The sequence below is a fragment of the Curtobacterium sp. MCPF17_050 genome, from assembly GCF_003224435.2.
Lineage (GTDB): Bacteria > Actinomycetota > Actinomycetes > Actinomycetales > Microbacteriaceae > Curtobacterium.
This window is the reverse complement of sequence record NZ_CP126250.1, coordinates 1,946,039-1,960,117: the sequence shown is the minus strand read 5'-3', so window position 1 is coordinate 1,960,117 and position 14,079 is coordinate 1,946,039. Positions and strand designations below refer to the sequence as shown.

The window sequence follows — 14,079 nt, the reverse complement described above, 5'->3', positions numbered from 1 at the left end:
GTCAGGAGGCGGGCGTGGCGTGCACGAGGAACTCGACCGCGCCTGCGTCGTCGACCTTGACGAACCCGAGGTCCGGGGCCTGCACCGAGTAGTCCGAGAACGTGATCGGGACCGAGCCGGAGACGTCGACGCCGTCACCGCTGAGTCCGACCTGCAGCGTCGCGGTGACCGGCTTCGTGACGCCGTGCAGGTCGAGCGTGCCGGTGGCCCGCACCTCGGTGGTGGCGTCGCCCGACGGGACCGCGTCCTCGATCGGCTCCGTGAGCGTGAAGGTGGCGGTCGGGAACGCCTGGGTGTCGAGCGCCGAGTCGCGGAAGTACGAGTCGCGCTGCTCCGAGTCGGTGGCGATGTCGCCGACCTGCACCGTGATCGTGGCCGCGCTGATCGTCGTCCCGTCGACGGTCGCCGTGCCGGTGACGCTCGACGTACGACCCGTGACGGTGACGTCGGAGCCGTTCAGGACCTCGTGCACGCGGTAGCCCGCCTCGGACCCGTCGCCGATCGTCCACTCGCCGGACAGGTCCTCCGGCTCGAGCGTGGAGGGCGCACGGGTGGCGGCGACGCTGGGTGTGGCCGAGGCCTTCGCGTTCTCGGTGGACGTGTAGGCGCGGGTGCCGACCACCACGGCGACGACCGCGACGGCCAGGACGACGACGGCGATGACGAGCCACGTCAGGAGACGGCGGCGCGGGCGGCGGGGCGCGGGACGGTCCGGTGCTGAGGTCACAGGAGGACGGTGACACGTCACTCTCCGGATCGGCTGTGGATCCGGGTCGGCTGTGGATCCGGATCGGCTGTCGATCCGGATCGGCTGTGGGCCAGGGGCGGCGTGGTGCCCGGACGGCGGTGGCAGCGTCACCGGCCCTGTGGACAGCGGCGGTCGGCCCGTCCCGACTCGGTACGCTCATCCGGTGCGCAGGAACCCGTGGCCGGAGATCGTCGCGTTCGTGGTCGCGTTCGCCGCGGTGCACGCGCTGCTCTGGACCCTGACCCTCGTCGTCCCGAACCAGCCGATCGGCGACGTGACGATCACGTACCGTCGCTGGATCGAGTCCGGGCACGCCTCGCACTTCTGGGTGGGGATCGACGCTCCGTGGGTGTACCCGATCCTGGCGATCGTACCGATGGCGGCCGCGTCGCTCGGCGGGACCGCGGCGATCGGCACCGGTTGGCTGCTGCTCATGGTGCTGCTGCACGCGGTCGTCTGCGCGGTGCTCTGGCGCTACCGGGCGTTCGGCGTCCGGGTCGTCTGGTGGTGGCTGGCGTTCCTGCTCGCGCTCGGGCCGATCGGCCTCGGACGCGTCGACACCGTCGCCACCGCGGTCGCGCTCGTCGGGGTCGCGTCCGTCGCGGCTCGTCCGGGGATCGCCGCCGCGGTGTTCACCGTCGCCGCATGGGTCAAGGTCTGGCCGGCGGCGCTCGTCGGCGTGCTCGTCGTCCTCCGTCGGGGGCGTCGTGTCGACGTGGTCGCGGGAGCGCTCACGGTCACCGCGCTCGTGGTGCTCGTGGACGTGCTGTTCGGCGGCGCCGCGCACCTGTTCTCGTTCATCGGCGAACAGACCGGGCGCGGCCTGCAGATCGAGTCACCGCTCGCGACGCCGTACCTGTGGGCGGCAGCGGCGCGGGTGCCGGGCGCCGCGGTGTTCTACGACCAGGAGATCCTGACCTTCGAGGTGTCCGGTGCCGGGACGGAGGTCGTCGCAGCGCTCTCGACCCCGCTCATGGCCGTCGTCGTCGTGGTGGGCGTCGTCCTCGCCCTGCTCGCCGTCCGCACCGGCGCGCAGCGGGCACGGGTGGCACCGGTCCTCGCGCTGCTGTTCGTGGCGGCGCTCATCGCGACGAACAAGGTCGGGTCACCGCAGTACATCGGCTGGTTCGCCGTGCCGGTGGTCTGGGGGCTCGTCGCCGGGCGCGGCAGTGCGTGGCGGTTCCTGCCGGTCGCCGGGGCGATGCTGCCGATGGCCTTCCTCACGCAGCTCGTCTACCCGGCGTACTACGACCAGGTGCTCGGCGTGCAGCCGTGGATCCTCGTCGTGCTGTCGCTGCGGAACCTGCTGGAGGTCGCGGTGCTCGTGTGGTCGGTCGTCGTCCTGGTCCGGATGTGGCGGGACGGGATCGAGCCACGGGCCTCCCGGCCGACCACCGGACCCGCGCACGCGGACCGCGAGCGGGGCAGGATGGGCGCATGATCGTCGCCTTCTCCATCGCCCCGTCCGGCGGACCCGCTGCGAACGAGGACGGTTCCGTGCACGACGCCGTGGCCGCGGCCGTCCGGGTCGTCCGCGAGTCCGGACTGCCGAACCGCACCTCGTCGATGTTCACCGAGATCGAGGGGGAGTGGGACGAGGTGTTCGACGTCGTCAAGCGGGCGACCGAGGCCGTCGCACCGTTCGGCACCCGTGTCTCGCTCGTGCTCAAGGCGGACATCCGGCCGGGGCACACGGGGGAGATCGACGGGAAGCTCGAGCGGCTCGAGGCGGCGCTCGGCGACTGAGCCTCGCCCGACCGGCCGGTGTGGGTCCGTCCGACACGCCGCTGACGTCGCCGTGATGTCGGCGGTCGGGTGTGTGCTGTCCTCATCAGCCGGTGCACGAGCACCGGCACCACGACGGAAGGAGCCCGCTCATGATGCACGACGGTTGGTGCCCGGACTGTGACCTCCGCTCGGTCGTGATCGACGTCGACGACCAGGGCGACAACGCCTGGGCGAGCTGCACCGAGTGCGGCTCCGGGTGGGTGCACCGCGACGACCTGCCGGAGGCGCGTACCGCCTCCCGTGCGCCGGAGCAGCGCGCAGCCTGAGGCGCCCGCGTCCGCGGCCCTGCCGATCGGGAATCCCGATCGGCAGGGCCGCGTTCTGCCGTCTGGTCGTCGTCCACATCGCGTGCGGGTCGAATCGATCCGACCGGTGTCTTCCGTCGCCGTGTTGGAGCGGTCTACACTGTTCCAGCCGCGACCTCGGTCGTCCACCGCCTCCGATCCCACCGTGCTCCGGCACGAGAACAGGTCCCATGTCGCAGCTCACGCCGGCCCGCCGCACGCTCGCCATCCTCGCCCTCGCGCTCGGTGGGTTCGCCATCGGCACGACCGAGTTCGTCGCGATGGGCCTGCTGCCGAACATCGCCGAGGCGCTCCTGCCCGGGCAGTACGCGGCCGACCCCGAGGGCGGCGTCGCGCACGCGGGATGGCTCGTGAGCGCATACGCCCTCGGTGTGGTCGTCGGAGCGCCGACGATCGCCGCGATGTCGGCCCGGTTCCCCCGCAAGGGCCTGCTCATGGTGCTGCTGATCGGGTTCGCGGTCGCGACGGTCGCCAGCGCTGTGTTGCCGTCCTTCGGGCTCGTCGTCGTCGCACGCTTCGTCGCCGGACTCCCGCACGGCGCGTACTTCGGCATCGCCTCTATCGTCGCCGGCGACATCATGGGTCCGGGCAAGCGGGGCAAGGGCATCGCACTCGTGCTCCTCGGCCTCTCCGTCGCGAACGTCGTCGGCGTGCCCGCGGTGACGTGGATCGGGCAGGTCGCGAGCTGGCGTGTCGCTTACGGCGTCGTCGCCGCCCTGTTCGCCCTGACCTTCCTCGCGGTCTCCGCGTTCGTCCCCCGCAGCGCGCGGGATGTCCACGCGACCATCGGCCGTGAGCTCCGGGTCTTCCGCCTGCCGCAGGCGTGGATCGTGATGAGCCTCGGCGCGGTCGGGTTCGGCGGGTTCTTCGCCGTCTACTCGTACATCTCGCCGCTCGTGCAGAACGTCACCGGGCTGTCGGAGTCCACCGTCCCCCTGGTGCTCGTCGTCGTCGGGCTCGGGATGGTCGTCGGCGGCCTGCTCGGTGGGTTCCTGGCCGACCACAGCGTGAAGGCCACCATCTTCGTGGGGCTCTTCGCCCTGATCGGGGCGCTGCTCGTGACGGTGCTCACCGCGCAGTGGGTCGTCGGGCTCTTCGTCGGCGCGTTCCTGCTCGGAGCGACCTCGTCCGCGATCCCGCCGGCGGTGCAGTCCCGCCTGATGGACATCGCCGGCGACGCCCGGACCATCGCGGCAGCGCTCAACCACTCGGCGTTCAACCTCGGCAACTCGCTCGGTGCGGCCCTCGGCGGAGCGGTCATCGCGGCCGGCTTCGGGTTCCTCGCGCCGGGCTGGCTCGGCATCGGTCTGGCGCTGCTCGGCGTCGTCGTCGCGGTGATCAGCTACGCGGTGGAGGGCCGCTCGAAGCGTCGCGCAGCGGCGTTCCGGACGGCGGGCGCGAGCACCGGCCCGATCCGCGAGGTCGTGTCCACGCACTGACGCGTCCCCGGCCCCACCCGGCATCCGTCGGGCTCGACGGGGCGCGCTGACTGGTGCCGCGCCTCCCGTGCGCACAGCGATGTCGACGCATCCGGCTGCTGCCGTCGCGGTTCCACGACGCGCCGCGTGTGCACCGTTCCGATTCCACGATTGCGGCATCTCGACGCCTAAGATGCCGTGATTCCGGAACCTGGCGGGGCGCGGCGGGTCCGGAACCTGGCGGGGCGCGGCGGGGCGCGGCGGGTCGGGTCGTTGCTACAGCCCGTGCGGGGACCCGTCCTGCAGGATGATGCCGTCGGTGATCGCTCGCTTCCGGAGCGCCACCTTCGTGCCCACGTCGAAGCCGGCGACGCGGTACTTCTCGCGGATACGCTTGAGGTAGCTCTTCGCGGTCTCCTCGGAGATGCCGAGCTGGTACGCCACGCTCTTCACGGGCTCGCCACCGCCGTAGAGCGCCATCACGCGACGCTCCTGCGCGCTGAGCTTCGGGACGCCGCCGACGTCCCCGGAGTTGATGGCCAGGTCGAGTTCGGCGGAGACGTACTGCTCGCCGCGCTGCGCCGTCCGGATCGCCTCGACGATCATGGCCGCGTCCTCGCTCTTGACGAGGTAGCCGAGGGCACCGGCGCCGAGGGCCTCGCGGACGACGTTCGGCTCCGAGTACGTGCTCATCACGACGGTCTTCACGCCGGCGGTCTTCAGCGTCGAGATCTTCAGCGAGACCGGGATCGAGTCCTTGAGGTCGAGGTCGAGGAGCACGACGTCGACCGGGAACCCCGGGCTGGTGAGCAGCTCGGGCCACGTGGTGACCGCGGTGACCATCTGGATGTCGTCCGCGGCGTTGCGGATCCACTCGGTCAGGGCGCTGAGGAGCATCCGGTGGTCGTCGACGAGTGCGAGTCTGATCGGTTCCGCTGGAGTCGCCATGCTCGGCGTCCTTTCTCGTGGTGTCCGTCCGGGGCCTGCCGATCCTAGGAGGGTCGGTGGTCCGGTCTGGGGAGGCTGGCCTGGTTGTCCGCATGACGCACGTCGACGGTGCCGGGAGGCGCGGGGTGCGTCACATCTGCGGGTGCCGGTCGACGACGCAGTGCGCGGTGACGTGCAGCACGCCGTCCCGCACGCTGTCGGTGTACGTACCGATGCGCTGGAGGGCGGCCCACGCTGCGGGCCCGAGGCGCCGACGGGGGACCCCGCGGGACTCGATGACGACGGGGACGTCCATCCGGTCGTCGCTGACCGGGTGGCCGTCGGTCCCGACCGGTCCGAGGGTGACCGACACGACGGGGGCGCCGGGTTGCTGGCTCCGGCCGTCGCCGACCATGAGCCAGAGGGCCTGGAGCAGACCGTCGCGCTGCGCCGGGGACAGGTGTCCGGCCAGGGCACCGGGGTCGGCGACGGCGACGGCGCGACCCAGCCGGTCCGACTCCGTGATGGCGTGGTACAGCCACGTCTCGCGACGCCCCTCGATGAGGTGCAGGCGGAGTTCGGTCGCGAGGGAGGCGGCGACGGAGGCGGACGCGTCCGACAGCGGCAACGGGTCGGATCCGTTCGCGACGGCGTCGAGGAGCTTCTCGGCTGCGAGGTCGAGCCGGGCGAGTTCGTCCGACGCGAGCATCCCGACGGCGAACTGCGGCGCACCGACGTTGCTCTGCACGAGGACCCGGTCGAGTTCGCGCTGCACGAGCTGGCGGAACCGGTGCACGACGAAGAGCGCGAGCGACGGCGGCACGACCGTCACGGACAGGAGCGTCACGAGGCCGGGGAGCGTCTCGGGGTTGATCGGCGTGGAGACGACCGCGTAGACGACGAAGGCCAGCCCGAGGCCGACGATCGCCGCGATGACCTCGCGCGCGGGCCGGAGGGTCGTGATCGGCAGGAGGGCGAACCCGGCCGCCATCGACGCGGTCGAGGTGTGCCCGAGGTCGTGCTGGGACCAGATGCCGATGAAGTCGAGCGCGACGACGCCGGCGAGCACGACGCAGATGAGGCCGAACGCGAGACCGGTCAACCGCTCGCCGTAGGTGAGGACGATGGCGATGACGCAGGTCGCGGCGGCCACGAAGAGGAGCCACGCGCTGGCGGTGAACCAGGGGTTGCCGTAGTCCTCCCAGTGCACGAGGAAGAAGACGATGCCGCCGAGTGCCTCGAGACCGGTCAGGACGGCCGCACCGAGCCCGAGGTGGCCGGCTCCGAGGGAGGCGCCGGGCTGGGCGGCCTGGCGGAGCGAACGTGCACCGGTCGACGTGGAGGGGAGGCCGCGCGCCTGCCGACGCTCGGTGCCCCGGTACCGTTCCCGGGCCTCCCGGCGGGTACGGGGTGCGTCCTGGTCACCGGTGAGCGCCCGGCTGATGGTGTCCTCGGGGATGCGGCTCACCGCGGTGCCTCCAACACGACCGTGGTGCCGGAGCCCGGCGCGGAGAAGAGCCGGGCGTCGCCGCCGACCTCACGGAGACGGTTCACGACGCTCTCCTTGAAGCCAAGTCGTTCGGAGCTGACGGCGTCGAGTTCGAAGCCGACGCCGGAGTCGGTGACCATGGCGCGGACCATCGCCTCGTCGTGCACGATCGTGACGTGCGCCTCGGGGACCCCGGCGTGCCGACGGACGTTCTCGAGGCACTCGCCGAGCGCGAGCAGGAAGGCGTCGAGGACGTGGGTCGGCAGGAGGACCTGTCCGGTGCCGTGCCAGGCGACCTCGAGCCCCATCCGGCCGAACCGCTGCTTGACCGACTCGAGGGTCTGCCCGAGCGGGGACTCCTCGGTGCGGGTGAGCGAGTAGTCCCCGGACTGCTGCGGCTGCGGGGTCGCGCCGAGGCGGAGGTGGCGGAGGAGGCGGGCGTCCTCGGCGGCCTGCTCGCGCATCGCGTGCTCGGAGACGCCGACACCGCTGTGCGCGAGGAGGGTCAGGGTCGCGAGGACGGTGTCGTGCAGCAGGCGTGCTCCCTGCCGCCGCTGCGCCTCGGTCTCGCTGGCCTGCCGTTCGGCGCGGTGCGCTGTCCCGATCGTGTAGATGCGTCGCGCCACGCGGGGGATGCTCCGGCTGATCCACACCGCGACGACGGCGACGAGCACCCAGCCGAGCAGGACACCGCTGACGGGCAGGGAGAGGACCGTGCCGCTCGCCCACGACATCAGGGTGACCGAGACGACACCGGCGGCGGCCGCGATGCCGAGGCCGACGGGGTGTCCGCGCTGCGCCATGAGGAGGGAGGCCAGTCCGCCGCCGGCGAGCGGCACGAGCGCGCTCGCGATGACTCCGCGGTCGTCGGGGGCGACGGCGGTGGCGAGGACCGCGACGGCGCCGAGACCGCTCAGCACCGTGAGGGCGGTCCACCAGGTCGACCCGTTCCACCCGAAGGCGACGAGTGCACCGATCATGACGGCGATGCACGTGAACCCGACCACGAGCGGCAGCGCGGGCACGGCAAGCGACGTGGCCACGGCGACGACGCTGACGAGCGCGCAGACGATGCCCACGACACGCGTCGTCGACCGGAGGAGGCGGTCGCGTTCCTGCGCGAGGAGTTCCATCGTTGGTCCTGGCTGTTCCTGGTTCGGGAAACTGGTTGGTCTTGGGAAACCGAGCACTGGTCGAGACCGTGCACTCTGCATCATTCCACGGGCGACACTCGTTGTGGGGTGTTCGGCGCGCGGGGGTCGACGGATCGGTCTGCGGGTGTCCCGTCTTCCGAGGACACGCGCTGCACCCCGATCAGACGAGCAGGCGCCGGAGATGCGCGCCGACGGCCTCGGACTCGATGAGGAAGCCGTCGTGGCCGAACTCGCTCGTGATCACCGCGGCCCGGTCACCGTCGAGCGTGTCGGGCACCCCGGCGGCGATGCGGTGCTGGTCCTCGACCGGGAACAGACGGTCGCTCGAGACGCCGACGACGAGGGTCCGTGCGGTCACACGGGCCAGGGCCGCGGCGACCCCACCGCGGCCGGCCCCGACGTCGTGCGAGTCCATCGCGTGTGTGAGCGCGACGTACGAGGCCGCGTCGAACCGCCGGGTGAACTTGTTGCCGTGGAAGTCGAGGTAGCTCTCCACCGAGAACCGGCCGTCGTCGCCGAGCGGGGAGACGTCGCTCTGCCACGTCCGGGCGAACCGGCCGTTGAGCTCGTCCGAGGCGCGGTAGGTCATCATCGCCATCCGTCGCGCGAGCGCCAGCCCCCGGTGCGGCCCCTCGCCGGGTTCGGCGTCGTGGTGGTCGCCGCCGGCGAAGCCCGGGTCCATCTGGATCGCCGCCCGCTGCAGGGAGTTGGCGGCGATCTGGTCCGCGGTGGTCTGCGCGGTCGTCGCGAGCACGGCGAGGCGCGCCACCCGCTCCGGGGCGGTGACCGCGAGTTCCAGCGCGTGCATGCCGCCCATCGAGCCGCCGACGACGGCCGCGAACCGGTCGATGCCGAGTCGGTCCGCCAGCCGCAGCTGCGTCGCCACCTGGTCGCGGGCGGTGACGAACGGGAAGCGGGAGCCCCACTCGACGCCGTCCGGTGCCAGCGATGAGGGGCCGGTCGTGCCCTGGCACCCGCCGAGCATGTTCGGCGCGACGACGAAGAACCGGTCGGTGTCGATCGCCCGCCCCGGCCCGACCACATCGCCCCACCAGCCGGCGGTGCGGTGGCCGGGGCCGGCGGGTCCGGTGACGTGCGAGTCGCCGGTCAGGGCGTGCAGCACCAGGACGGCGTTGTCCCGGGCGGGGGAGAGCGTCCCCCAGGTCTCGTACGCCACGCGGACGGCGGGGACGAGCCCGCCGCGGACGGTCTGCTCGCCGAGGTCCTCGAACCGGCGTGCCCCGGGCGGGTCACCCGGTCGCCATGCACCCGTCACGGGCGGTTTGCCGAGCGTGCGGAGTTCGGCGCCGGGCACCAGGGTGGACGGCACGGAGTCCTCGGGGGTCGTCTGCCAGTCCATCGTGGGGTCCAGTCTGCCGGGAGGCCCGCCGCACCGTCGCCGTGTTACGTCGCGACGGGCCGCGGAACGCGACGTGGGCGGGTCCGCGCAGCGGTGGACCGCTGCGGGGAACCGCCCACGTTCCGTGCCGTGGGGCTAGGCGCGCAGGCCCGCCTGGGCGACGGCCCGTGCGGCGGCGAGCCCGGCCTCCAGGTCGGCCTTGAGGTCCTCGACGTTCTCGATCCCGACCGACAGGCGGACGAGCCCCGGCGTCACACCCGTCGTGAGCTGCTGCTCGGGCGTCAGCTGCGAGTGCGTCGTCGACGCCGGGTGGATGACGAGGGAGCGGACGTCGCCGATGTTCGCCAGGTGCGAGAACAGCTGCAGCTCGTCCACGAGCGCGCGGCCCGCGTCCACACCGCCCTTGAGCTCGAAGGACAGCACTGCACCGACACCCCGCGGCGCGTACTTCGTCGCAGCGGGGTACCAGGGGCTGGTCGGCAGGCCCGCGTACGCCACCGTCGCGACGTCCGGGTGCCGGTCGAGCCACTCGGCGATCTCCTGCGCGTTCGCGACGTGGCGCTCCATCCGGAGGCTGAGCGTCTCGATGCCCTGCAGGAGCGCGAAGGCGGTGTCGGGGGAGTTCGACGCACCGAGGTCACGGAGCAGCTGCACGCGGGCCTTGACGATGTACGCCACCGCGTCGCCGACGACCTGCGAGAACACCGCCCCGTGGTACGACGGGTCCGGGGTGCTGAACTCCGGGAACCGCTCGGCGTGCTCGGACCAGGCGAACGTGCCGCCGTCCACGATGAGCCCGCCGATGACCGTGCCGTGCCCGCCGAGGAACTTCGTCGCCGAGTGCACGACGATGTCCGCCCCGTGCTCGAACGGCCGGATGAGGTACGGCGTCGCGATCGTGTTGTCGACGATGAGCGGCACCCCGGACTCGTGCGCGACGCCCGCGACGGTCTCGATGTCGAGCACGTTGATCCGCGGGTTGCCGATCGTCTCGGCGAAGAACAGCTTCGTGTTCGGGCGGACCGCGCGACGCCACTCCTCGGGGTCGTCCTGGTCCTCGACGAACGTCGTCTCGATGCCGAGCTTGGCGAGCGTGTACTTGAACAGGTTGTACGTGCCGCCGTAGATCGACGACGACGAGACGATGTGGTCGCCCGCGCCGGCGATGTTGAGCACCGCGTAGGTCTCCGCCGCCTGGCCGCTCGACACGAGCAAGGCGCCGGTGCCGCCCTCGAGTGCCGCGACCCGCTGTTCGACGACGTCGTTCGTCGGGTTCATGATCCGCGAGTAGATGTTGCCCGGCTGCGCCAGCGCGAACAGGTCGCGGGCGTGGTCCGAGTTCTCGAACACGTACGAGGTCGTCTTGTAGATCGGCGTCGCCCGGGCACCCGTCGTCGGGTCCGGAGCGGCACCCGCGTGCACCTGCGTGGTCTCGAACCGCCAGGCGGCTGCGTCGTTCGTGGTCATCGTGGCTCCTGTTCCGTCCGGTCGGTCGTCGGGTCGACCCGCAGCAGCCGGGAGGCCCACCACACCTGGTCGTCGCGGCTCACGCTAACGACGCCGCAGGGCAGGCACCAGCGTGCGTGACGTCGGACGTAACGCGACCGCCGGGTCGTCGGACAGGCGTCAGGCCGGGTCCTTGCGGAACAACCAGTCGACCTTCGGCTCGAGCAGCCACCGCATCCCGCGCCGGACGAACGGCTGCGCGAGGAACAGGCTCACCGCGCACGCGAGCAGCACCATGAGCAGCACGTACGGCCACGCCGAGTGCTCCCCGGCCAGGATCCCGGACTCGCGGATGGGGTAGAGCACGAAGGTGTGCAGGAGGTAGACGTACATCGTCGCCGCACCGAACCGGGTCAGCCAGACCGTCCGGCGGGGCACGAGCAGCAGGAACGCCGCCGTGAGCAGCGCCGCGAACAGCATCAGCCCGAAGCGGACGCCACCGGCCCACCACGTGTCCTCGCCGAGCCCGGAGTACGAGTCGTCGTAGAAGAACCAGTGGTGCAGGTCGAACTGCTCGAACTGCGGGGTGAACAGCACGCACGCTGCCGCCCACGCGGCGAAGAGCAGCGCCGCGACGACCCGCACCCGGACCACGACCCGGCGGGGCGCCTCGTACCAGCGGTCGAACACGCCCCACTGCTTGACCTGCCACCCGAGCAGGAAGAACGGCAGCAGGCTGATCGCGCGCGACAGCGAGAGCGTCGAGTCGACGTTGTCGAAGTACCCGACGCCGATGCTCAGCACCACCGCCCAGAACAGCGGCCACCGCAGCTGCGCGAGGTACGGCAGGATCAGCCGGAAGATCCCCAGCGCGAGCAGGAACCACAGCGTCCACGTCGGCTTCGTCGGGTTGAACTCCTTGCCGCCCTCGACGATCCCCTGCACCACGGTCCAGATCGTCTGCATGACGATGTACGGCACGACGATGTCCGTGAACGTCCGCCGCATGCGCTGCGCGGTCGGGGTGTCCGCCGACGAGAAGTACCCGCTGATCACGCCGAACGCCGGCATGTGGAAGGCGTAGATGAACGTGTACAGCGCCAGAGCGTGCTCGCTGCCCGTCGTCTGCCGCTGGATCGCGTGCCCGATCACCACGAGGGTCACCGCGACGAACCGCGAGGTGTCCCACAGGGGGATGCGGCGCTTCGACCGGCCCGCCTCGAGCGGAGCGGCCGGGACCGAAGGCGCGGGAGGAGCGGCGTCCGTCGTCATCTCCCGCACGTTACCGTCCGGCGGCCCCCGGCGTGTCGGTAGCGTTGACGACACCCCGCACCACCGACCACCACGAGGAGCACCATGAGCAACCGTCGAGCCGTCGTCACCGGAGCCAGTTCGGGGATCGGGGCCGCCACCGTCCGGCGCTTCCGCCAGCACGGGTGGGACGTCCTCGCGGTCGCGCGCCGGGCCGACCGGCTCGAGGCGCTCGCCGCGGAGACCGGTGCGGACACGCTCGTCGTCGACGTCACCTCGGACGCGGACGTGTCGGCGCTCGCCGCCCGCGTGGACGAGCTCGGCGGGGCGGACGTGCTCGTCAACAACGCCGGGGGAGCGTTCGGCTCGGCGTCCGTGGAGGAGTCCGATGTCGAGGACTGGCGCGCGATGTTCGAGGTGAACGTCCTCGGCACGAAGCGGGTCACCGCGGCGCTGCTGCCGGCGCTGCGCCGCCGTGCCGCGGCGACGGGCGGTGCGGACGTCGTCACCGTGACGAGCACGGCCGGGTTCGTCACCTACGAGAACGGCGGCGGCTACGTGGCCGCGAAGCACGCCGAGCACGCCCTCGTCGGTGTGCTCCGGCTCGAGCTGAACGGCGAGCCGATCCGCGTCGTGGAGATCGCCCCCGGCATGGTGAAGACCGAGGAGTTCTCCGTCGTGCGGTTCGGCGGCGACACCGCGGCGGCCGCGGCCGTCTACGACGGGGTCGAGGCGCCGCTCGTGGCGGACGACGTCGCCGAGGCGATCGTGCACGCCGTGGAGCTGCCGCCGCACGTCAACCTCGACCTCGTGACGGTCCGTCCGGTGGCGCAGTCGGCGCAGCACAAGCTCGCCCGCGGGCCGCTCACGCCCAAGGGGCAGGCCGCAGCGCCCGGGCGGTGACGACGGGTCGCGGGCGGCGCACCCCTGCCGGTACCGTGGGCGGATGCCGATCAGCAGCGAACCAGCGGAGCCGTCCGCCTCGTCGACCGTGACCGTGACGAGCGGACCGGAGGTGCTCGGCTGGCTCGAGTTCGGCGACGCCGCACGCCTGCTCGCCAAGGACGTCCTGTCCGCCGGGTTCGAGCCCGAGGTGGTCGTGGCCGTGGCCCGCGGCGGACTCATCATCGCCGGTGCCATGGCCTACGCGCTCGGCACCAAGGAGTGCGGCTCGATCAACGTCGAGTTCTACACCGACGTCGAGCAGCGCCTCGAGGAGCCGGTCGTGCTCGCGCCGGCCCTCGACGCGCCGAGCCTCGCCGGCAAGCGGGTCCTGGTCGTCGACGACGTGTCGGACTCCGGCCGCACCCTCGCGCTCGTGGTCGACATCATCCGGAACGCCGGTGCCGACGTCCGCAGCGCCTGCCTCTACTCCAAGCCCGGCACGGTGCTCGAGCCCGACCACGTGTGGCGCCGGGTCGACGGCTGGATCACGTTCCCGTGGAGCGCCCTCGCGCCGGTGACGGCCGAGTCGTGAGCATCCACCTGGTCGGCGGCGGCCCCTTCGTCGCCGCGGACGTCGCCGCCGCCTTCACCGCCGAGGCCACCGCTCGCTCCGCCGCGGTCGGGCGCACCGTCCCCCGCATCGCGCTGCTGTCCGTCGCCGGTGCCGACGGCAGGTCGCCCGGCTCGACCGCCGACATCGCCGAGGTCCTCGGCGGTGCCCGTGCGGCCGAGGTCCTCGTCACCGAGGTCCCCGCCGGCCGGGTCTTCGACACGACGGTCCTCAGCGACGTCGACGCCCTGGTCGTCAGCGGCGGCCGGACCCCGGACTACCTGGACGCCGTCACGCCGCTCGTCGACCAGATCCGCCTGCTCGTGTCGGACGGTCTGCCGTACCTCGGCTACTCCGCCGGTGCGATGATCGCCGCGGACCGCGCCCTGGTCGGCGGACACCGGATCGGCGGCGTCGAGGTCTGCCCCGAGGACGCCTCCGAGGGCCTGGACGAGGTCGAGCTCCGCGAGGGACTCGGACTCGTCGACCTCACCATCGACGTGCACGCCGCGCAGGCCGGCACCCTCGCCCGCCTCGTCGCGAGCGCCGAGGCCGAGTTCGTCACCGCGGGTCTCGCCATCGACGAGGACACCGCGCTCGTCGTCGGCGAAGGTGCGCTCGAGGTCCGCGGCACCGGGAGCGTCTGGCGGGTGATGGCGGGCGAGGAGTCCGTCTCGGTCGCCACCATGGGCGCCTAG

General features: G+C 72.2%; 14 protein-coding genes. 7 read left to right on the top strand and 7 right to left on the bottom strand.

Annotated features, from left to right (window positions below; all coding sequences use genetic code 11):
• Position 1 precedes the first annotated feature (1 nt).
• On the bottom strand, positions 2–727 hold the full coding sequence (locus tag DEJ34_RS09285; RefSeq protein WP_258368394.1) for a YceI family protein: 726 nt from the start codon (positions 725–727) through the stop codon (positions 2–4).
• 184 nt (positions 728–911) lie between these two features.
• On the opposite strand from DEJ34_RS09285, the gene DEJ34_RS09280 reads away from it, so the two are divergent.
• From DEJ34_RS09280 to DEJ34_RS09265, 4 genes are all read left to right on the top strand, one after another.
• Positions 912–2,189: a glycosyltransferase family protein gene (locus DEJ34_RS09280; protein ID WP_110911889.1), complete on the top strand. Its 1,278-nt coding sequence runs from the start codon at positions 912–914 to the stop codon at positions 2,187–2,189.
• A complete protein-coding gene (locus DEJ34_RS09275) occupies positions 2,186–2,494 on the top strand; it encodes a thiamine-binding protein (protein ID WP_110825160.1) in 309 nt (102 codons plus the stop codon). Before DEJ34_RS09280 ends, DEJ34_RS09275 begins: the two co-directional genes overlap by 4 nt.
• A 131-nt stretch (positions 2,495–2,625) precedes the next feature.
• The gene (locus DEJ34_RS09270; protein ID WP_181420478.1) at positions 2,626–2,802 is read left to right on the top strand and encodes a hypothetical protein; all 177 of its coding nucleotides are present in this window, start codon (positions 2,626–2,628) and stop codon (positions 2,800–2,802) included.
• Positions 2,803–3,011: 209 nt separating this feature from the next.
• Positions 3,012–4,280 (top strand): MFS transporter, encoded by a 1,269-nt coding sequence (locus tag DEJ34_RS09265; RefSeq protein WP_110911890.1) that lies wholly within the window; start codon positions 3,012–3,014, stop codon positions 4,278–4,280.
• A gap of 255 nt (positions 4,281–4,535) precedes the next feature.
• Here DEJ34_RS09265 and DEJ34_RS09260 read toward each other — a convergent pair whose 3' ends face one another.
• The 6 genes from DEJ34_RS09260 to DEJ34_RS09235 form a co-directional block, all read right to left on the bottom strand.
• Complete coding sequence (locus DEJ34_RS09260) at positions 4,536–5,207, bottom strand: response regulator transcription factor (RefSeq protein ID WP_110825158.1); 672 nt, start codon at positions 5,205–5,207, stop codon at positions 4,536–4,538.
• 130 nt (positions 5,208–5,337) lie between these two features.
• Complete coding sequence (locus tag DEJ34_RS09255; RefSeq protein ID WP_110911891.1) at positions 5,338–6,654, bottom strand: hypothetical protein; 1,317 nt, start codon at positions 6,652–6,654, stop codon at positions 5,338–5,340.
• Entirely contained in the window at positions 6,651–7,808 is a 1,158-nt protein-coding gene (locus DEJ34_RS09250; RefSeq protein ID WP_110891339.1) for a sensor histidine kinase, read from the bottom strand. Before DEJ34_RS09250 ends, DEJ34_RS09255 begins: the two co-directional genes overlap by 4 nt.
• Before the next feature lie 181 nt (positions 7,809–7,989).
• Positions 7,990–9,189 carry a homoserine O-acetyltransferase MetX gene (metX, locus tag DEJ34_RS09245; protein WP_110825155.1) on the bottom strand — a complete coding sequence of 400 codons (1,200 nt, stop codon included), beginning with the start codon at positions 9,187–9,189 and terminating at the stop codon, positions 7,990–7,992.
• 135 nt (positions 9,190–9,324) lie between these two features.
• Positions 9,325–10,656 (bottom strand): bifunctional o-acetylhomoserine/o-acetylserine sulfhydrylase, encoded by a 1,332-nt coding sequence (locus tag DEJ34_RS09240; RefSeq protein WP_110825154.1) that lies wholly within the window; start codon positions 10,654–10,656, stop codon positions 9,325–9,327.
• A 159-nt stretch (positions 10,657–10,815) separates the two neighbouring features.
• Entirely contained in the window at positions 10,816–11,907 is a 1,092-nt protein-coding gene (locus DEJ34_RS09235) for an acyltransferase family protein (RefSeq protein WP_110900137.1), read from the bottom strand.
• Positions 11,908–11,991: 84 nt separating this feature from the next.
• Here DEJ34_RS09235 and DEJ34_RS09230 point away from each other — a divergent pair, with 84 nt between their 5' ends.
• The 3 genes from DEJ34_RS09230 to DEJ34_RS09220 are packed head-to-tail and all read left to right on the top strand — an operon-like array spanning position 11,992 to position 14,079.
• Positions 11,992–12,789: an SDR family oxidoreductase gene (locus tag DEJ34_RS09230; protein WP_110825151.1), complete on the top strand. Its 798-nt coding sequence runs from the start codon at positions 11,992–11,994 to the stop codon at positions 12,787–12,789.
• Positions 12,790–12,832: 43 nt separating this feature from the next.
• On the top strand, positions 12,833–13,363 hold the full coding sequence (locus DEJ34_RS09225; protein WP_181422286.1) for a phosphoribosyltransferase: 531 nt from the start codon (positions 12,833–12,835) through the stop codon (positions 13,361–13,363).
• Positions 13,360–14,079: a Type 1 glutamine amidotransferase-like domain-containing protein gene (locus DEJ34_RS09220; RefSeq protein ID WP_110911892.1), complete on the top strand. Its 720-nt coding sequence runs from the start codon at positions 13,360–13,362 to the stop codon at positions 14,077–14,079. Before DEJ34_RS09225 ends, DEJ34_RS09220 begins: the two co-directional genes overlap by 4 nt.

Coding starts and splice junctions, on each gene's coding strand:
- DEJ34_RS09230 (WP_110825151.1), top strand. CDS start 11,992: ATGAGCAACCGTCGAGCCGTCGTCACCGGAGCCAGTTCGGGGATCGGG.
- DEJ34_RS09275 (WP_110825160.1), top strand. CDS start 2,186: ATGATCGTCGCCTTCTCCATCGCCCCGTCCGGCGGACCCGCTGCGAAC.
- DEJ34_RS09265 (WP_110911890.1), top strand. CDS start 3,012: ATGTCGCAGCTCACGCCGGCCCGCCGCACGCTCGCCATCCTCGCCCTC.
- DEJ34_RS09270 (WP_181420478.1), top strand. CDS start 2,626: ATGATGCACGACGGTTGGTGCCCGGACTGTGACCTCCGCTCGGTCGTG.
- DEJ34_RS09225 (WP_181422286.1), top strand. CDS start 12,833: ATGCCGATCAGCAGCGAACCAGCGGAGCCGTCCGCCTCGTCGACCGTG.
- DEJ34_RS09235 (WP_110900137.1), bottom strand. CDS start 11,907: ATGACGACGGACGCCGCTCCTCCCGCGCCTTCGGTCCCGGCCGCTCCG.
- DEJ34_RS09240 (WP_110825154.1), bottom strand. CDS start 10,656: ATGACCACGAACGACGCAGCCGCCTGGCGGTTCGAGACCACGCAGGTG.
- DEJ34_RS09260 (WP_110825158.1), bottom strand. CDS start 5,207: ATGGCGACTCCAGCGGAACCGATCAGACTCGCACTCGTCGACGACCAC.
- DEJ34_RS09250 (WP_110891339.1), bottom strand. CDS start 7,808: ATGGAACTCCTCGCGCAGGAACGCGACCGCCTCCTCCGGTCGACGACG.
- metX (WP_110825155.1), bottom strand. CDS start 9,189: ATGGACTGGCAGACGACCCCCGAGGACTCCGTGCCGTCCACCCTGGTG.